The organism is Paenibacillus sp. FSL E2-0201 (genome assembly GCF_037963325.1).
Taxonomy (GTDB): Bacteria; Bacillota; Bacilli; order Paenibacillales; family Paenibacillaceae; genus Paenibacillus_AQ.
On the sequence record NZ_CP150154.1, the window covers coordinates 4322666 to 4342612 of the forward strand.

Consider the following 19947-nt stretch of genomic DNA (forward strand, 5'->3'; position numbering starts at 1 on the left):
TGTAAAATAAACCCGGCAGGCCGTGCCCGCCGGGTTACATTATTAATTGTTCATTTCTGTGATGCGACGGTCCCTTATGTCATATGTATTCGTCTTCACTTGATCAATAAAGCTTATTAACTCGTCCTCATTCATGAACATGATATTCATCCCTGAACGATATTTGAATTTGCTCAAGTATACTCCATAGAACAATTGTCCTCATGTCAATGGAGAGTACACACTTATATTGAGTATCGGTAGGTCAATAAATATAGCATATTTTTCAGCAGCTTTAAATACCGCTTCTTTAGCATTCCCAAGCTCTCCAAAAGGATGGATGACAATCTCAACCCCTTTTTTCTTAATTGTTCGTTTCCATGTACCTACAACTTGGCCACCTACAACAATCATCGGGAGGAAGACACCGTTATTTCCAGGGACAATCAAAGGAGCCGTCTCTGGCTCAAGTACAGCGCTCCGGACTTTATATCCAAGGATGTACTCATCAAAACCCGGTAATAAATAGACTCCAGAATCTTCATCCGCAGGAGCTGGTCGATGGGAAGTCATCCAATACTCGCTGCCGTTTATATCCTCCGATTGAAGTTCATTATTCACAGACTCTAACCCACGTCTAGCATCTGTAAGAGTTATACCTGCCCACCAAGCGAAGTCTTGAACTGTCGCCAATCCACGGGCAGTAAAATACCGTAAGGCGAGTTCTTGCAATGCTCCTTCGTAGGATAGCTCTCGGCAATCCGGCACCCACTCCTCTAATAACACAATCGTTTGCTGTTTACCATTCATCGGTCCAAAACAAATTAACCCTTGATAGGCGCAATTCCAGAGCATATGATAACCGCGTTGATTCCCAGTGTGGATACCTTCCTCTTCTATTAGCTGAAGTAGGACCGAACGATCCATTTGCTTCCCGCCCTTTAAAGCATCCACCATAATTTTTCTACAGCTCTCAAGTGTTTGATCATCAAGTCCGAGCTCCACCATTCGCCGCTTTGTCTGTGATGCTAAACGCGGTGCGGATAGCTGAAGCATCCACTTCACATCTTCTGCTGGGACGAAATGAAGCGTACCGCGCAGCGTCCAAGTAAGAATAATCTTCCGCTCAGCAATTGCACGCTCAACATCTGCTAATTTCGAAGCTGGAGAACGTAATCCGATAGCCCAAACCGCCTGCATATAATCTTGCGCTTGCATAGCTCCCATTTTTTTCACAACCTGCTCTGGTGTGTGATGTAAAGACCCTGAAATTATTTGATTATACAACCTGCTATTGGCAATACGGTTATTAGTCACATCGTTCCTCCTGTTCATAAATGAAACCTTAATTATATACTTCCAGTTATTTAACAAAATGGTTAAGTTCATGCCTCATGCCTATGTTCGATATTACTATTGATTCCATTGAATGACGAGATTAAAAAGAGTTTCAAGCCACATTCATTTGTAAAAAATGCAACAGAATTTAGATCCGCTTTTTTTCGGATCCATTCTGTTGCACGAAGTTCAACGTAATGGTTGAATTGCTCTTTTATATTACACATTTTTAAAAGAAAAACGCTGCTTCTTCTTCTTTCTTCACAACCTGCATCGCTTTAGTAGTATTCACCATTTCGTTAGCTAGTCGATTCAGTCTAAAAAGAATATCATCATCCACAATTATTTTCCGATTTTCCTTGAACCCATTAACCGGAAGTAAATCAAATAAGTTCTTAAGTGTTCCCGGGATCGAAGCTTGAAAAACAGGGGTTCCGATGATATATAATCGCCTAGATCAATGAGTTCTACTTCGAAATCCGGATGCTTTTCTATAATATTATTAAGTGCTTGCTGTACAGCGATTCTTGTCTTCGATCCAACAATAGACCCTGATATCCCAATGATCTTCATCATAACCCCTCTTTCTTATTTCTTAGCTGTAGCGCGTCTTACGGCTGGTGCTACTTCAGATGCGAACAAGTCAATAATTTGTTCCACTTGAGGATAAGGTAACCCACCAACATCAATTTGAGCTAGAAAACGGTTATGCCCGTACATCTCATGCTGATAGAGGATCTTCTCTACAATTTGTTGTGGACTACCCACAAGCAGTGCATTTCTCACACTTATCGCTTCCGCAAATTGATCCTTCGGATAGCTCGATCCGCGAAGCTCTTTCATCAAGTGATTGAGATAAGGATAGTAATTGCGGAATGCTTTTTGTGAGTCCGGATCAATATACATTAATGAAGTAGTGCTGACTGGAAGCTCTGCTGGATTAAATCCTGATTGCGCTGCAACCATACGATACGCGTCTACCGAACCCTTAAAAGCAGATGACGGGCCGCCAAGGGTGATCAGCATCATCGGAATCGCCATTCTTCCTGCTTTAATTGCACTTGCTGGGGGACCTCCAACGGCTCGCCAGATTGGCAATTTGCCATTCAAAGGTTTAGGAAAGATTTCCATATCATTTAAATAACAAATCCAAAGTTGCGAAGTCCTCATATACACGTACAGGATCTGCAGTGCTTAGCACAGTGGCTGAACTTACAAGCTTTATACGCTCGGTAGCATTTGCTATAGCTCCAAGGACAACCGAGGCTGCAGAGGTAATGAATTTCGGTTGATGACTCTCACCTACTCCAAATACATCTAATCCAGCATCCTCAGCTAATTTGGCAGCAGATACGATCTCTTGAACCGTTGTCGTTCACTAATTGCTTTACCTGTTAAGGCGTCTGTGGTGTGATCACCTAACGTGTATAAACCTAGCTCCAACCCTTTTCTCTCGTCGTTTCTATATTGTTCCATCATGATAATGTCCTCCTTTCATAGCTATATTAGGTTTAGCGGATAGGATGAAGCTTCGATTCAATCTCTTCACGACGTTCTTCCAGAAATGAAGGTAAGGTCAAATTCTCTCCTAGTGCATCAAAAGCTTCATCAATCTCAAATCCTGGGCCATCTGTAGCAAGCTCAAAGAGAATATGGTTCGGATCCCGGAAATACAAGGAATGGAAGTAATAACGATCAATGACCCCCGTGTTTTTAAACCCTGCAGCAGTGATTTTGGCGGCCCATTCGGTTAATTCTTCAACATCCTTCACTCTAATAGCCACATGATGAATACTGCCTCTACCTGGTCTCTCCCGATCTTTGTCATTTATTTCTTTGAGCTGAAGTTCAGTGTACAAACCACCCTTATCTGTTTCAAAAATATCCACCATAACCTTCGGATCACCCATGGAAGGCACTGTCCGAACTTGTGTATAGCCTAAAATATCTTCCAAAACCGCTTTTGTTCGGCTAGCCTCACGTACAGTCAATTCAACGGGTCCTAACCCCACGATGGCATACTTTGTAGGGATATCTTCTGTAATCCACGGTTCAACGAGCTCAATTCCGTTATCTTTTTCAGCAGATACTAGATGGACCATCAATTCATCCCTATCATAAAAAGTAAGCGACTTACGCTCCCCTATACTTACAATAGCTTCATGAGGTACTTCAAAAGAATCTAATCGACTAGCCCAATATGACAAGGCTTCATCACTAGGAACAAGAAGGGAGAAAGAACTAATACTGTTCGTCCCTTTGCGAGTCCGACCTGCATTTGGCATTTCAAAGAAAGATACCTCGGTGCCAGGAGCGCCATTGCGATTGCCGTAAAATAGATGGTACATGGAAGGATCGTCCTGATTTACTGTTTTCTTCACAAGTCTTAGGCCCAGTACCTCTGTATAAAACCACAAGTTTTGTTTAGCGTCTTTAGTAATCATGGACACATGATGTTGTCCGTTTATGGGTTGTTGTTTCATTTTAAAAACCTCCTAGTTGAATCGTATTGAATTTAAGTTTACTAGTATACTGATGGAGAAAAAAGTAAGCTTTATGATTAATAAAGCTTGTCATTACTACTGGACCCCTCGCGGGAGCCGATTCACATCTTGACTATGCCGATGAATTTTCTTAAGCATGCTGTAAAATACTTTCTTCTCCTCGTCAGTCAATGGATCGAATAACGAAGCTTGGAAGTCTGATTGCAAAGGCAACACCTTCTCGATAAGTGTTTGACCCTTTTCCGTTAAAGTAATGTACTTCACTTTCCAATCCTGTTTGCGTTCAATGAACTCTTCCTTCTCTAATCGGCCTAACATATGCGATACTCCGCCTTTAGTAATGGTTAGGTGCTCGGCGATCTCCATCTGTGTCACAGGTTGATGTATTAATATTTGTACCAATGTATCGAACTGATTGACAGTTAAGCCAAATTGTTTCAAGAACTCATTAGAAAGATCGTTACTATTCTCATATACCCTTACCAGCCGTAACCAGATCAATAAGCTTAACTGGTTATCTTCAGTGAATCCATTATTCCTCATTTGGTCACGCCCATCATTTGTTTATTTTGTTTGTGATTTGATTTGTTAATATGAGTATACTAGTAAACTGACAAGGAGTCAAGCATAGCAGGAATCCTACTTGCTTGCCAAATACCAATTTGGAATATAGGTTTGAAAATCATCATACCACTTCAGAACACTTTCCGCCCTGCTCAGCATATCAGCAACGTCCTCTTTCCCAAATGGAATGGCCCAATAAATGCTTGATAACTGGTTGCTAGCAATATATAAAGCCATCATTTTAAAGAACAAGTCCGGGACATTGTTATTAAAATATCCATGAATACGACCCGAAGCGAACTCTGCACTTATCATCGCACAAAATGTAATTCGATTAAATTCCTCCCACGGATCACCATCATCAAACCTGTTGAAATCAATAATCCCCAAATCACCCGACTTCGTAACGATCATGTTTCCCACATGGTAGTCACCATGCTGAAAAGTTTGAGGGCGTCCGTCAAGTAAGTATCGATTCGCCTCTATAAATTGAATGACTTGATCTTCTCCCTTTAGAACAATGCCGCATGCTTTATAGTTGGTAATGTATTTATCGATCTTCCGATTATAATAATCAGCCCACGGCACTTGATCTTTCCCCGCAGGCATTTGATGTATAGATTGTAAGTATTGTCCCGCTTTCACACCCAATTGATATTGCTCTTCTACACTTAGCGTAGGGATAATCTTTTCCGCATCCTCCCCATCAATCCAAGTCAATAAGGAATATACACTCTGATCACCATTGCATACCCCAAACTGTAGCGGCCTTGACATCAAAATATCTTGATCTACCAGCCGTAGAATTGCTTCGTATTCCCGCTTTTTCTGATCATATTGAGAAATATCTGATGTTCTCAGCAAAAGTTCGCTGCCACTAATGGTCTTTATGTAGTATTTCTTATCCTTTGACCAACCTTTATGAACAGGCTCAACACTTACCCATGTAGCGGCTTCCGGTATGTCTTTATAGAAAGAATCCATTTCACTTCACCCTCCTTTTACTTTTTTTGATTGATTAGTAAAATTTCCTTGTTATTTCCTAGAAGAATATTCTAATTCAATTGATACTGTAGCAACAATAGTGTATGATACATAGTATAAAACATATACTGTATGACATACATTAATATCATTTTTAGTATCCATACAATGGCGGCAAGTATTTAAATGAGAAATATAATGAGGTGGGTGAATGAGTACTTTATTAAACTCCTTAATTACAGAGCTTAGGAGAGGTACGTTAACACTAGCTGTTTTAAGTCAATTACGAACACCACAGTATGGATACTCGCTCGTTCAATTACTGGAGGAATCCAGCATCGCTATTGATCAAAGCACCTTGTATCCATTGCTTCGCCGATTAGAGAAACAGGAACTAGTGACGAGTAGCTGGGACACATCCGAGAGCAGACCCCGTAAGTATTATGTCTTAAGTGACTATGGCATAGAAATTTTTTTGCAGCTAAAGGAAGAATGGCTTAAGAATTCGAAAGAACTCTACGGCCTATTACAAGGGGAGGATGACCATGAAGCTGATTGAGATTTACATCCATGAAGTGACTCGGAGGCTACCAGAACAAACTCGGGAGGATATCGCTCTCGAATTACGATCAACCATAGAGGATATGTTACCGGATGATCCTGATGAACAAGAGGTCAAGGCTGTACTTGCTAAGTTGGGGAATCCTGCAGTATTAGCCAGTGAATATCGCGACCAGCCCATGCATCTCATCGGACCACGTTATTATGAGTTATATCTTACCTTATTAAAAATGATAATACCGATTGCTGTAGTGGTTTCTTTAATCGCGATGACTGCCGAATATTTGATCGGGTATAGCGGTGATCAATCAGTGGCGGGGATTGTTACGACTGTTATAAGCAAAGGTATTGCTAGTATCCTTGAGGTAGGAATCCAAGTCTTTTTTTGGATAACCATAGTTTTTGCTATCATCGAACGAACGGATAACGGAAAAGAGAAACACCCCTTCACAACAAAAATGAGCAAATGGACACCTGATGATTTGAAGGACATCACTCCTATTCATAAGAAAAAAGCGATTAAGAATTTTGAAGTATTCAGTAGTTTTTTCTGGATTGCGATATGGGCTACCTTATATTTTAATGCTGAGCATTTGATCGGTGTATATAAAGGGGGTACAGGTGTACTTGATTTTGTCGCACCCGTTTTTAATCAGGATGTATTACTTCAGTATTGGCCTATTGTTCTTGTAGTGATCGGATTTGAAGCCGCATTAGCTATTTATAAATTAATTAAGAAACAATGGACAAAGGGATTGGCATTATGTGCTACAGCTCTCGAGCTCCTTGTGATCATTGTATTCGCTATCATCCTACGGAATCCAAATGTATTCAACCAAGAATTCATAACGTATATGTCTGATCTATTTAACATTACGACGAATCAATTTAAAACCGGGCTAGTCGGCGGTGGAATTTCCTTGTTCATTTTAGTTGCAGCTCTCAATATATACGAAGGCTTCCGTAAGGCTAGAATTTAATATTTTATCTATTAATGCAATATTACTGCTCGGTGATTGTAGACATTAGACTCCTTTTTTAACAGTATCATCCTCCACTAATAGTTTTGGACTCAAATGACGTTAATGGGGTCTATCAGGTCCGATATCGAAAGACAATAGAGTGCCCCAGCAGCCATTCATGACTTTTGGGACACTCTATCTGTATTAATTAAAAAGTTCTAGCTCAATAACCGTATCCATTTCGTCGGGCAGTTTGGCCCCTTTTAATGTAATAAACGCTCCACCGTTAACATCTGAATATTCTTCAGCCATCCAAGGTGCTTCTACCTTCAATTCGGTGCCATCTCGTAGTAATCTAGCCTTCTTAATCTTCCCCTTCAAGCCTTGGAAATAGATCGGACCAATTCCACGATCGTAGACATGTGCATACAACTTATTCCCTTTTTGCGTATAACGGCCCCACTCCGGCTTAGCAAGCAAAGAACTACCGCAGCCATAAATACTATCACCGTTCAGACGCATCCACTCGCCCACTTCATCAAGGATGACAAGCGATTCCCTTGTCATTTCACCTTTGGCATCTGGACCAATGTTAAGAAGCAGGTTACCGTTCTTACTGATACATTCAACCATCGAGCGAATGACCTGCTGGGTTGATTTATAATTTTTATCTTCGGAATGATAACCCCAGTTATCGTTTAGCGTAATACATGCTTCCCAAGGGATCGATTGACCATTCACGTCAACGATGCCGCCAGGAGGAATGATTTGCTCTGGAGAGAAGAAATCTCCAGCATATTCTTCTGGCTCGGCCGCGCGGATATTCCCACCCAAACGATTGTCGATAATAATATCCGGCTGGATAGAGCGAATCATACGGATTAGCTCCGTTGCTTTCCATTTCTCTCCGGTCATATTATCGTAGGAGAAGTCAAACCACATGATGTCGATTTTGCCGTAATTCGTCAACAGTTCCTTCACTTGTCCATGCATATACTCCAAATATCTATCAAAATCAATCGGCTTGTCTTTGGCCGCTTCATTGTCCCGATCCGGATGCGCTTTATCACCATATCCAGGGTAATCATCATGATGCCAATCAATAATAGAGTAGTACAAACCTACAGCAATACCCTCTGCCCGGAAAGCGTCTACATATTCTCGTACAAGATCACGTCCAGCGGGCGTGTTAGTCGCCTTGAAATCAGTTAGCTTACTATCAAACAAGCAGAATCCGTCGTGGTGCTTGGTCGTAAGAACCGCATACTTCTGCCCCGCTGCTTTTGCTGCGCTGGCCCACTTCTTCGGGTCATATCGAGATGCGTCAAATTCATCGAAATACGTCATGTAGTGCTCTCTACTCATTCGCTCGTTCCCACGTATCCACTCACCTCGTGCAGGAATTGAATATAATCCCCAATGAATGAACATGCCGAATCTATCCTGCAAGAACCATCTCGTTCTTTCTTCTCTTGTACCCATCTCTCTTCAGCCCCTCCGTTTTCGATAGCTTTGATAAACAGTTACCATCATCTAGACGGTATGAAATAATGCCGCAGCGCCTATAAGACCTACATCATCCCTCAGACCTGCTGACTCAATAGTATAAGTTCCTTTATACGGCTTCATGACAAGTTCCTCTGTTTTCTCTCTCAGCGCCGGAAACAGTAGTTCACCAGCTTTGCTTACGCCTCCACCAATTACAATGCGATCTGGATTAAACGTATGTACCGCGTTAGCTAATCCAATCGCCATATAATGAATTGTTCGCTCAATCACCTCGACAGCTACCGGATCTTTTAGTGCCATCGCTTCGAAGACGTGTCGAGAATTAATCTTTTCACCACTTCTATTAGCCAGCTCTGTAATCATCGACGTTCCGCTCTCCATCCTCCGCAGTGCCATGTCCCGAATCGCTGTACCCGAAGCAAATACTTCCCAGCATCCATATCTTCCACAGCTACATTCCGTTCCGCTCGGGTCAATAATATTATGACCGAGTTCTCCTGCAAATGAGTTCGTGCCGAGCAATAGCTCACCATCCATGACAATGCCAGCTCCAATTCCTGTGCTGAAGGTAACATATACCATGTTGTTTGAACCTTTGCCAGCTCCTCTTACATACTCACCCCAAGCTGCAGCATTCGCATCGTTTACCACTTTCACTTCAACACCAAGTTCTGACTCCATCCAACGCTTCAGTGGAACATTGTCCCATTCAGGAAGATTGGTACCGTGAATAACAATTCCATCCTGGCTGTTCACTGCTCCGGGAGAAGCAAGTCCGACCCCCATTAGCGGTCGTCCTTCGGATACGGAACGTATCATTCCGATCATTCGCTGTACTACCTCTTCCGCAGTGCTTGCCCCGGCCGTCTCCATCAACTCTCGATTCAACAAAACACCTTTTGAATCGAATAATGCTGCGGCAATTTTTGTCCCACCTAAATCAATTCCCACTACGTAACTATCTACCTTATGCATAACCATTCACCTTTTCACCATCAAATATTAGCCGTTAGAATGAATATTCTCAGCTAACGCCCGCAGGGCTACTGGATCGATTGGAGACAAAGCGTCTTTGCCATAACGAACAGCCGATCCAAAATGTACTTCCGTGACTCCTGTCTGTTGAATAAAGGATGTAATACCTTCTGGCTTCAGACCGCTTCCAGCCAATATATTAATCGAACTACCTCTAGATTCCTCTACTAGCCTACGCATAGCGGGAATGGCATCAGGTGCTGGACCAGGTCCAGCAGAGGTAAGAATACGTGTGATTTGCGGATAATTACAAAGCGTTCGATAACCTGCAATTTGATCCCCCAGCTCATCAAAAGCACGATGGAAGGTTACTTGTAAGCCATCTGTCAACGGCAATAATGTTTCAAGCGCTCGCTCATCGATCGTTCCTTCCGCTGTTAGTGCGCCGAGAACAACACCCGACGCACCGCTGGCTGCAATCTGTCTGATTTCTGAGGCCATAGTCAAAATATCATACTTGGAATAGTTAAATGATCTACTGTGTGGACGGACCATAACAAAGACAGGAATACGAACCGATTTGACTACTTGCTCCACCAATCCTATTCCCGGTGTTAATCCACCTTCTGTAATAGCAGTAATGAGCTCAAGGCGATCTGCCCCATTCGCCTCAGCCGTCAGAGCATCATCCATACAAGTAGCGATGACTTCCAATCTCATAACTTCCCCCCACTCTTCCAGTTGTTATTGATGTATTTGCTTCATGACATAATCGGCGAGCAGGCGTGCACCATATCCCGTCGCTCCAGCTTCTGAATACCCCACATCCTGCTTGTACTGTACCGTCCCTGCCATATCAATATGAACCCAGCTCATCGACTCTGCTACAAAGCGCCGAATAAATAGGGCTCCTGTTATCGCACCTGCAAATGGGGACGTACTAACATTGCGCAGATCAGCGTAATTACTCCGCAAATCTGCTTCATATTCATCCATTAGCGGCATGGGCCACAAGCGTTCCCCATTTCGCTCACCAATCTCTACCAGGCTCTGCGTTATATCAGCATCGCCCCATATACCTGCGATACCTAATCCCAGCGCCGCACCGACATTTCCAGTTAGGGTAGCGATATCGATCGCTTGGTTCGCTCCGATATTCGCGGCATGAATAAGCGCATCCGCTATGATAAGTCGACCCTCACCATCTGTATTTGCAACCTGAACGGTTAACCCGTTAGGGTAGCGGATAACAGATGAAGGCAACATCGCCTCAGCATCCGGCACATTATCAACAACCGGAATAAGTGCAGTCACATTTACATTGGCACGCTTCCGTATCAAAATATCCATAGCCCCAATTACAGCAGCCGCACCGCCCATATCCATGCGTGCATCGCTAATATCACTGGCTGTCTTCACGTTCATGCCACCTAAGTCAAAGGTTACACCTTTACCTACCAGTGCTAACATCGGTAATTCAGGGTTGCTCTCGTAACGAATTTCAACCAGAGCTGGAGCATGCTTGCTCCCTGCTCCAACAGAGATCAGTCCATTCATCTGAAGATCCACAAGCTCCTGCCCTCGATAGATATGAACTTTTAATGCAGCATCATCACGGTCAAAAAATTCAGCCATCCATTCCGCGAAACGATCAGGGTTTAGTGTCCCGGGCACTTCATTCACAAGATCACGAGCAACGATTGCTCCTTCAGCACGTATCTGTGCAGAAACCCGTACAGCTTCTATTTCAACAGAAGACAGTTCAGGCCAATCTAAGGATTGAAGCTGTAAATCAACAGAGCCTTCAACCTTGGTCGTTCCGCGATAAGTTTGGAAACGGTACAACCCGAGAATCCAGCCTTCCATCCAAGCTTGTAATTCATCAGCAGCAGAAATATCACTGTTCCTATTTACAGCCTCAGAGGCTAATCTCACTAGTGAAGCACTGCTGCGTCTTTCTTTCAAGATAGAACGAGCAGCAGCTCCTCCTGCTCGGCGAATCTTCTCAAGCGTAATATCCTTGCGCTTTCCCATGCCTACCGCTAATACGTCAGACTCTTCCTCAGTGCGGGCATGTAACCAAGTCACACTGCTGCACTGTTTGTGAGCCGCTCCCAGTTTAAAAGGAAATGACTCCTCGTCATAAGCTAAATAGACAATAGTATCCGCCACGTTAGCGGAATCGAATAAGATATTCATCGCTGTCCCTTCTTTTCCGTAAAGTTATCTCACAATTTCCGTTATCGCTCTAATTTCAGCATTTCTTCATCAAATAAATGACACGCAACCTCATGACCTGGTTCAACTTCTCGGAATATTGGTACATGCTGCTTACAGATTTCCATACAGGAAGGACATCTTGTATGAAAACGGCATCCCGACGGTGGATCAACCGGACTTGGGAGATCTCCCTTCAGAATAATGCGTTCCTTCTTTAAGGTAGGATCGGGTACAGGTACAGAAGATAGCAACGCTTGCGTGTAAGGATGCATTGGACGATCATACAAAGTATCTTTATCCGCCGTCTCTACGAGGGAACCAAGATACATGACACCGATTCGATCACTGATATGTTCAACAACACTTAGATCATGAGAAATGAATAAATAGGTCAGACCATACTCTTCCTGCAGATCCTGCAATAGATTCAGCACTTGTGACTGAATCGATACATCCAGTGCAGACACGGGCTCATCCGCCACGATTAAGCTTGGTCGAACAGACAATGCTCGGGCGATTCCAATCCGTTGGCGCTGTCCACCGCTGAATTCAAAAGCGAAGCGCTCGGCATGGAAACTGTTCAGTCCTACTGTCTCTAGCAGCTCACATGCTAGTTTATCCCGTTCTTTGGAGGATAGCTTTGTATGAATGAGCAGCGGTTCAGCGACAAGATCCTTCACCTTCATCCGTGGATTAAGTGAAGCATAGGGATCTTGGAACACCATCTGCATATCTTTACGAATAGGCCGCATTTGATTGTCTGAAATATGGCTAATATTTTGACCCTTAAACCACACTTCACCGTCATTTGGTTCCAGCAAGCGAGTCACAAGTCTACCTGTAGTGGATTTACCACAGCCACTCTCACCCACAAGGCTGAACGTTTCTCCTTTACGTATAGCGAATGAGATCCCATCAACTGCGTGCAAATATCTTGTAGTTCCGAAAAAGCCCTTCTTCACTGAAAAAAACTTCTTCAGGCTTTTAACTTCAATTAGTGGAGTCTCCTTCACAAACGTTCCCCTCCTTCCATGTTCTCCTGCTGTGTAAGCCAACAACGACTCTTTCGCTCAAGTCCCTCAATCGGAAGTAACTCAGGCTCCTGCGTGAGACAACGCTCTGTGACAAACTCGCAGCGTGGGGCAAATTTACAACCTGCTGGCATTTGTGAAAGGTCAGGTACATTTCCTTTAATAGAGTCCAAACGGCGTACATTCTGGCGCAGCTTCGGAACGGATTGAATTAATCCCTTCGTATATGGATGCTGCGGTCTTGCAAAGAGTTCTTGTACGGAAGCTTCTTCTACTACACGACCAGCATACATAACAACTACACGGTCGCATAGTTCGGCTACTACCCCAAGGTCATGGGTAATGAGCAGCATTCCCATATCCTGTTCTTCTTTCAGATGCTTCATTAGATCAAGGATCTGTGCTTGAATCGTTACATCCAGCGCCGTTGTCGGTTCATCTGCAATCAGCAGCTTCGGGTGACAAGACATCGCCATCGCAATCATGACACGCTGCCTCATACCACCAGAGAGCTGATGCGGATAATCATCCACCAATTCTTCCGCACGTGGGATACCCACAAGACGCAACATATGAATGGCATGCTCACGAGCTTTCTTCCGGCCATAGCCCAAATGCAGCATGATCGGCTCCATCAATTGCAAACCAATCTTTAGCACAGGATTAAGCGAAGTCATCGGCTCCTGAAAAATCATCGCCATATCATTTCCACGGATCTGACGCATCTCTTTATCCGTTACTTTCGTCAGATCAGTCCCCTCAAAGCGAACAGAGCCACCGGAGATTCTACCTGGCGTATCCTTAAGCAGCCGCATAATGGACAGTGAGGTTACACTTTTGCCACAGCCGGATTCTCCAACTAGACCCAGCACTTCACCTTTCTTAATCACAAAGTCAACACCTGCAACGGCCGTTATACTTCCATCGCCGCGTTTGAACTCCGTTTTCAGCCCTTGTACTTCCAGCAAATTTTGAGTCATGTCTTGTCCCTCCTTAGTTTTTCATTTTGGGATCAAGAGCATCGCGCAGTCCGTCCCCGACCAGGTTAAATGCAAGTACAGTCAAAAAGATAGCGATCCCCGGAAAATACACGATATGCGGAGCGATACTTAAATAATCACGGCCCATACTTAGCATCGCGCCCCAATCGGGCTCTGTTGGCTTCGCGCCCATGCCTAGAAAGCTCAGTGACGCAGCGGCCAAGATTGCCCCGCCAATCTTCATGGATAGATTAACAATAATGCTAGGAACTGTTTCCGGAAAAATATGTCTCCAAATAATTCGGCGATTCTTCGCACCCATAGAACGGGCGGCTTCAACAAACAATGTTTCCTTCGCAGACAATGTAACGCTCCTAATAATTCGGGCAAACGATGGTGTGCCGAAGACTGCAACGGCAATGACAACGTTAGATAAACCAGGCCCGAGTATGGCGACAATCCCAATGGCAAGCAGTAAATCCGGGAATGAGAACAGTACATCACTCCCCCGCATAATAATCCGATCCAGCCAACCGCCATAATATCCACTGACAAGACCAAGAATGGTTCCAAGTACACCCGCAATTAATACGGAACTTAGACTGACCGCTAAAGTCAACCTTGTTCCGTCAATTAAACGGCTTAGAATATCACGGCCATATTCATCCGTTCCTGCCCAGTGCGCGGCAGAGGGTCCCTCCATTAGTGCGTCGTAATTCGTAGCTTCAGGATTATACGGGGTCAGAAAAGGCCCAAATATTGCAATCAAAAAAAGCAATATGACAAAAAATGCAGCCAATAGGGGCATCTTTTGTTTGCTGAACTTGCGAATAAAAACACCCGCGCGGCCTTTCGTTTTCTCCGGGGCTATTACCTCTCCGGGTATAGGAGAATTAGTTCCCATAACTGCCGAATTGTCGCTCATGATATCCCTCCTAATCCTAAATTCTCCCTAAATAAAACTATCGTATTGTTTCTCTGTAGCAATCTAGCTACTGAGAAAACCTGATTTTCGGATTGAGTACGCCATACAATAAATCTACAATTAAATTGATAAGGATAAATTGTGTTGAAAACAGCAGCAGCAAAGCTTGAATAACCGTATAATCCCGGAACAAAATGGAATCTACCAGCAGTCTACCAAGACCAGGAATACTGAATACTGTCTCAACCATTACCGAGCCACCAAGCAAGAACCCAAATTGAAGTCCAGCTACAGTAACGACCTGAATAAGAGAATTGCGCAACGCATGTCTACTGATAACAACATACTCGCGTAAGCCTTTCGCACGTCCAGTACGGATATAATCCTCCCGTAACGTTTCTAGCATCGATGACCGTGAGTAACGGGCCAACATCGACATAATCCCCATTCCAAGTGTAATGGAAGGAAGAATATAGGATTTCCAGGAATCTACACCGCCGGTCGGAAACCAGCCCAGCTCTACCGAGAAAATTTGAATGAGTACTAAACCTAACCAGAATCCAGGAACAGACATCCCTGAAATAGCTGTCAATGTACCTAAATGATCCGGCCATTTATTGCGGTAAACCGCCGAAATAACACCGATTAGAAGACCAATGACAAGTGCCCAAGCCATACTTAGAAATGTTAGCCATAAAGTAGGCATGATTCTGCTCTCCAGCATATCAGTGACCGGAATCCCTGAACGGATCGAATTACCTAGATTACCACTTAGTAGATCACCCATGTAGTTTATGTATTGTTTCCACAAGGGCAGATTGAGACCCAGTTGCTCTTGAATGCCATGAATCTCTTCAAGTGTGGCGTCCTTACCCGCAATAAGTCGGGCCGGATCACCCGGAATTAAGTGAATAAACAAAAAGACTAGTACCGATACAATGAACAACAGCGGAATAACCCCGAGGAGTCTTTGTAAAGCATATCTACCCAACTCATAAGCCCCCTTCAGTATAGACAAATGATTTAGTGAGGCCGCTTCCTACCATTCTATAGAAGCGGCCTCGTTCAATTCTTGGGATATTAATCTTACTTTTGTTTTACATCATTATTTTACTTCTGCATTGAGGACATTTATGGAACCGTCCGGGAAGACTTTTACACCTTCCAAATAAGATCTTTTGCCAGAAATAATTTGGTCAACGCCCATGAAGGCCCACGGAGCATCTTCCCATACTGTTTTTTGAATATTGGCATAAATGGATTTAGCCGCTTCAGGATCAACCGCTTTATTCGCCTCAGCAATCCATTTATCTACATTTTCATTTTTGTAATAAGCTGTATTCGAGCCTGCAGGTGGGAACATTTCACTACTGAACAAACCTCTAGTTGCGCCATCTGCATCACCGGAGGATGGAGACCAGCTGACATACCACATTTGAATTTTTGCTTCTTCAGGCGTTTTCGCAGAGTTAATTTGGTCGGACAATGTACCGCCCTCCATAGACTTCACTTCTACCTTAATGCCTACAAGCGCTAGCTGTTGTTGAATAAATTGCATACCCTTCATCGTTTCGGATTCGTTTTCTCCCCAGATTTCGGTTTCGAATCCGTCAGGATATCCCGCTTCAGCAAGCAATTGTTTAGCTTTTTCAATGTCATAGTCATAACCTGTTTGTTGGGAGTAATATTGTGTTTTGGAGGACATTGTGGAATCAAGCTTAGCGCCGAGACCCGATTTCACAACCTTGATATAAGCATCTTTGTTGATAGCATAGTTAATGGCTTGACGTACTTTAACATCATCGAAAGGTTTCTTCATCGTATTCAAAGTTACATAACGAACAATGGTTGAATCGATCGTATCTACAGTAATTCCTTCAAGACCTTCAACCTCGGATACTTGCTCGGTTGGCATAGGATAAATGAAGTCAGCCTCACCAGTTTTTAGCATCGCAATCCGCGATCCATTCTCTGGTACGGGTCTGAAGGTTATGCTATCCACTTTCGGCAAGTCTTTTTGCCAGTAATCCGGATTCTTCTCAACAACTAGACGATCACCTTGTACCCACTCTTTGAACTTAAATGGACCAGTACCTACAGGCATTTTTGAAATATCGGCACCGTTTTCTGTCAGAGCTTTCGGGCTAATGATCGGCGCCATGGCAACCTTATTTAAAAAGGCGTTGTACGGCTCACTCAGTGTAATAACCACGGTTTTAGCATCAGGAGTCTCCACTTTAGCTACCTTTGCGAAGCTTTTGCGCAGTCTCAGATTATTCTTCTCATCTTGAATACGGGCGATGTTTACTTTAACCGCTTCAGCATTAAAGTCAGTGCCGTCTTGGAATTTAACATTCTCTTGCAAGTTGAACGTGTAGACCAAACCGTCATCACTTATGGAATGGCTTGTGGCAAGAACAGGAACTACATTCATATTCTCATCAAAACCCATTAGACCTTCGTACATCGTTCTGGCAGCGCTTATTGAATGTGTATCGCTAGCGTTATGAGGGTCCAGCGTAATAAAGTTAGAATTGATGGCAATTACAATGTCTTTATCATTTTTTGTAGTTGGGGTGCTAGTTTCCGTGCCGCCAGCTGTATTGCCACCTTGTCCCTCGTTGTTCGCTTTGTTGCCGCACCCTGCAGTCACTACTACTGTAATAAGCAGCAGCATGAACATTGACCATACTTTTCCTTTTACTTTCATGTTATACACTCCCCTTTAGAAACGATGTATTAGAAAAGCTCCCAGTCCGATTATTCATGAGACTTGAAGATTATTCTCGATCCTGATAATCAAACTTCCCATTGGAATACAGCTCGGCGTTCGCCTACAATAGTACCGCCATCATTAACGATGGTATTTGGTACGAGCGCATATAAACGATCAATTGTAGCTTGATTGCTATAGCCTAAACGTTCCAGAATCGATGCGATGATACAAGGCCAGACTTGCTCAGAGCCATCGGATACTTTTAGTGATATACCGATTCGTTCCTTACGAAGACCAATACCATATACACCTTTAGCCCCGCCCTTGGCCGTCAGATTATCATCCTTTAAAAGCTCTGAGCAGACGAATTTCGTATCTGCTATCATCACCGGATTATCATTCATAAGCTTTGCAGTCACAGCAGCTGCGTTGCGTATTTCAATATCCTCGATCAAATCAGGACAGGCTAGCTTTAAATATGAATAAGCGATTTTGTGCAGCGGAAGTGCGAAAATGGGTAGACCACAACCATCAATTCCTTGAGGAATGGATTCCTTCGGTACTTCAGCTATATAGGCCATGGTCTCAAGGATCTCCTGTTGTACAGGATGGTTAGGTTCATAATAAGTATCTATATCCCAACCCATATATTTGCTGAGACCCATTAACCCGGCATGCTTACCCGAGCAATTATGAAAGATTTTGCGAGTAGGCTCATTCGCCCGATGACGCTCCGCTTTGGCTTCCTCATTCAGTGGATATGTAGAACAGCAATGAAGTCCCTCTTCTTTTAATCCCATTTTTTGAAAAAGAGATTCAAGTGCTTCAATGTGGAAGGCCTCTCCCCGATGCGAAGCAGTAAAGAGTGAGGCTTCCTTACTTGTCAAACCATACACTTCGTCGATCCGTCGCTTCATAACCGGTAAAGCTTGGAACGGCTTAGCAGCTGACCGAAGATAGGTCATATGCTCCGGGTTTCCTGTTTTGTACAAGATGTTACCTTTCTCATCGACTACGCTAACTGCACCATAATGCACATTCTCTAGTAAGCCACCGCGATATTCTTCTACCAGTGTTGTAAATCCCATCTGTACAACCTCCCTCGATGTAATTCTATTAATCCAATGCGAAAAAACGATTCTGCGATAGTAGGCCCGATCCGATAATTACACCGTTCTCATTCAACATCGAACGATGAATGGAGAAAGATCCACGAAGCGGTTCCCAAGTGAAGCGTGAAAGATAGAGCTTCTCGACTTCTTCATAAACGTCTGGGAATTTGTCGACGAGTTCTCCACTCAAGATCACACTATCCGGGTTATACATGCATACGACATTGTTGATCGTAATCGCCATATACATGAGTGCACGTTCGATCAAATGAACCGCCCAATGCTCTCCTGCATCCTTTGCTTCAAATAACTCCTCGATCGTGCGAATCGGACGAATCCGATTGGCTTCTGACAACAATGAGCTAATATTTATATAGGTCTGTAAGCAACCCGCTTTCCCGCACTCGCACATCATTCCGTTAGGATCCACTGTTGTATGCCCAATTTCACCAGCACTGTTCATCACCCCGCGGTAGATCTCTCCCTCGAGGATCATCGCCGAGCCAACACCTTGACCGAAGCCCAATAGTGCGGTACGGATGGAACCAACTGCAGCACCTTTAAGGTGTTCTGCAAGAGCTCTTACTTTCAGCTCATTATCTACAGCAATTTCAAAACCGGTAAGTTCCTTTAGACGTTTAGCTAAGGGCACATTCTTCCATCCAAGCTGAACCGAGAAGACGACGATACCTTCTTCGTTATTTACAATGCCAGGAAGTCCAACTCCAATACCGACGATACGTGTTCTGTCAATCACATGCTGCTGTGTCAGATGTTCAATCGCTTCATTAATTCGTTCCAGCGTCTTGTCAGGACTCTCATCCGGTGTACGCGGGTATTGCCTGCTGCAGAGCAGCTTGCCTTGCAAATCTACGATCCCTACAATCATAAGACTACGATCCAATTCAACCCCAACTGACAACACAGAAGCGTCAACCATAGCTAGCAACGTTGATTTTCGACCTAATCCTGACGATACCTGATCCGAGTCGAGTAGAAATCCTTGTTCAGTTAATTCCCCAACAATTCGACTTACAGTCGTAGGACTCATACCCGTTTGTTTGGCGATGGAAGCCCGAGAAATCGGCTGTTGATTTTTAATGATTTCGAAGACCGTTAATCGGTTTTGTCGCTTCATAAAATCCTGATCGTGCTTTTTCACAGACATTCTCCTAATTATTTTCTCCAGTGCATTAATCAAGCTGATAAAACTATAAAAATAAGAAAAAATTTGCCAATTAAGCTACGATAATGTATTATTCGATTTAATTTTAGTTTAGTTTCTCCAGTGATGGGATTAATAATAAAGGCTCATTGAATGTATGTCAATATAAATAACATATTTTTTATTCGAAATAAATGAAAGCGGTTAATATGTGAAATATTTAACAATATCATTCAATACATAACATAAACATAACACGAAAAACCAAATCTCATCTCGTAATAGACCGTGCGAAAACTATAAATAGGAAGAACCTGATCTCAAAGGGAAAATAAATAAGAATAGCAAGAGGTTTGAGATAAACAATCAAAGCAGATGGTTTGAATATCTGAATTAAAAAAAGGGTAGGATCATGCGCGGAT

At 43.4% G+C, this 19947-nt stretch carries 19 protein-coding genes and 1 pseudogene; 2 read left to right on the forward strand and 18 right to left on the reverse strand.

Annotation, left to right across the window (positions count from 1 at the left end):
* Window positions 1–42 precede the first annotated feature (42 nt).
* The 7 genes and pseudogenes from NSU15_RS19685 to NSU15_RS19715 all read right to left on the reverse strand — a co-directional run bounded on the left by NSU15_RS19685 (window position 43) and on the right by NSU15_RS19715 (window position 5369).
* Window positions 43–177: a hypothetical protein gene (locus tag NSU15_RS19685; protein WP_339287347.1), complete on the reverse strand. Its 135-nt coding sequence runs from the start codon at window positions 175–177 to the stop codon at window positions 43–45.
* Between the two features lie 24 nt (window positions 178–201).
* A complete protein-coding gene (locus NSU15_RS19690; RefSeq protein WP_339287348.1) occupies window positions 202–1296 on the reverse strand; it encodes a winged helix DNA-binding domain-containing protein in 1095 nt (364 codons plus the stop codon).
* Between the two features lie 363 nt (window positions 1297–1659).
* Complete coding sequence (locus tag NSU15_RS19695; RefSeq protein ID WP_339287349.1) at window positions 1660–1893, reverse strand: NAD(P)H-dependent oxidoreductase; 234 nt, start codon at window positions 1891–1893, stop codon at window positions 1660–1662.
* A 12-nt stretch (window positions 1894–1905) separates the two neighbouring features.
* Window positions 1906–2793, reverse strand: a pseudogene (locus NSU15_RS19700) (LLM class flavin-dependent oxidoreductase).
* 35 nt (window positions 2794–2828) lie between these two features.
* Window positions 2829–3800: a ring-cleaving dioxygenase gene (locus NSU15_RS19705; protein ID WP_042129309.1), complete on the reverse strand. Its 972-nt coding sequence runs from the start codon at window positions 3798–3800 to the stop codon at window positions 2829–2831.
* A gap of 96 nt (window positions 3801–3896) precedes the next feature.
* Window positions 3897–4364 (reverse strand): MarR family transcriptional regulator, encoded by a 468-nt coding sequence (locus NSU15_RS19710; RefSeq protein WP_042129310.1) that lies wholly within the window; start codon window positions 4362–4364, stop codon window positions 3897–3899.
* A 96-nt stretch (window positions 4365–4460) separates the two neighbouring features.
* Window positions 4461–5369 carry a phosphotransferase family protein gene (locus tag NSU15_RS19715; protein WP_076120739.1) on the reverse strand — a complete coding sequence of 303 codons (909 nt, stop codon included), beginning with the start codon at window positions 5367–5369 and terminating at the stop codon, window positions 4461–4463.
* Window positions 5370–5580: 211 nt separating this feature from the next.
* On the opposite strand from NSU15_RS19715, the gene NSU15_RS19720 reads away from it, so the two are divergent.
* Entirely contained in the window at window positions 5581–5928 is a 348-nt protein-coding gene (locus tag NSU15_RS19720; protein ID WP_076120740.1) for a PadR family transcriptional regulator, read from the forward strand.
* Entirely contained in the window at window positions 5915–6910 is a 996-nt protein-coding gene (locus NSU15_RS19725) for a hypothetical protein (RefSeq protein WP_042129316.1), read from the forward strand. The genes NSU15_RS19720 and NSU15_RS19725 overlap by 14 nt, the downstream gene beginning before the upstream one ends.
* 186 nt (window positions 6911–7096) lie before the next feature.
* Here NSU15_RS19725 and NSU15_RS19730 read toward each other — a convergent pair whose 3' ends face one another.
* The 11 genes from NSU15_RS19730 to NSU15_RS19780 form a co-directional block, all read right to left on the reverse strand.
* Complete coding sequence (locus tag NSU15_RS19730; RefSeq protein ID WP_042129318.1) at window positions 7097–8374, reverse strand: alpha-L-fucosidase; 1278 nt, start codon at window positions 8372–8374, stop codon at window positions 7097–7099.
* A gap of 51 nt (window positions 8375–8425) precedes the next feature.
* Entirely contained in the window at window positions 8426–9376 is a 951-nt protein-coding gene (locus NSU15_RS19735; protein ID WP_139328602.1) for an ROK family protein, read from the reverse strand.
* A gap of 27 nt (window positions 9377–9403) precedes the next feature.
* The gene (locus NSU15_RS19740) at window positions 9404–10096 is read right to left on the reverse strand and encodes a copper homeostasis protein CutC (protein WP_076120742.1); all 693 of its coding nucleotides are present in this window, start codon (window positions 10094–10096) and stop codon (window positions 9404–9406) included.
* Between the two features lie 24 nt (window positions 10097–10120).
* Window positions 10121–11575 carry a leucyl aminopeptidase family protein gene (locus NSU15_RS19745; protein ID WP_339287350.1) on the reverse strand — a complete coding sequence of 485 codons (1455 nt, stop codon included), beginning with the start codon at window positions 11573–11575 and terminating at the stop codon, window positions 10121–10123.
* Between the two features lie 41 nt (window positions 11576–11616).
* Window positions 11617–12609, reverse strand: a complete 993-nt coding sequence (locus NSU15_RS19750; protein WP_042129325.1) for a dipeptide ABC transporter ATP-binding protein — start codon at window positions 12607–12609, stop codon at window positions 11617–11619.
* Window positions 12606–13607 carry an ABC transporter ATP-binding protein gene (locus NSU15_RS19755; protein ID WP_339287351.1) on the reverse strand — a complete coding sequence of 334 codons (1002 nt, stop codon included), beginning with the start codon at window positions 13605–13607 and terminating at the stop codon, window positions 12606–12608. The genes NSU15_RS19750 and NSU15_RS19755 overlap by 4 nt, the downstream gene beginning before the upstream one ends.
* A 13-nt stretch (window positions 13608–13620) precedes the next feature.
* Window positions 13621–14532: an ABC transporter permease subunit gene (locus tag NSU15_RS19760; protein WP_042129329.1), complete on the reverse strand. Its 912-nt coding sequence runs from the start codon at window positions 14530–14532 to the stop codon at window positions 13621–13623.
* A 67-nt stretch (window positions 14533–14599) separates the two neighbouring features.
* Window positions 14600–15523, reverse strand: a complete 924-nt coding sequence (locus NSU15_RS19765; RefSeq protein ID WP_042129331.1) for an ABC transporter permease subunit — start codon at window positions 15521–15523, stop codon at window positions 14600–14602.
* A 114-nt stretch (window positions 15524–15637) separates the two neighbouring features.
* A complete protein-coding gene (locus NSU15_RS19770) occupies window positions 15638–17242 on the reverse strand; it encodes a glutathione ABC transporter substrate-binding protein (RefSeq protein WP_042129332.1) in 1605 nt (534 codons plus the stop codon).
* 89 nt (window positions 17243–17331) lie between these two features.
* On the reverse strand, window positions 17332–18336 hold the full coding sequence (locus NSU15_RS19775; protein WP_042129334.1) for an asparaginase: 1005 nt from the start codon (window positions 18334–18336) through the stop codon (window positions 17332–17334).
* A 28-nt stretch (window positions 18337–18364) separates the two neighbouring features.
* The gene (locus NSU15_RS19780) at window positions 18365–19522 is read right to left on the reverse strand and encodes an ROK family transcriptional regulator (RefSeq protein WP_042129336.1); all 1158 of its coding nucleotides are present in this window, start codon (window positions 19520–19522) and stop codon (window positions 18365–18367) included.
* Between the last annotated feature and the right edge of the window lie 425 nt (window positions 19523–19947).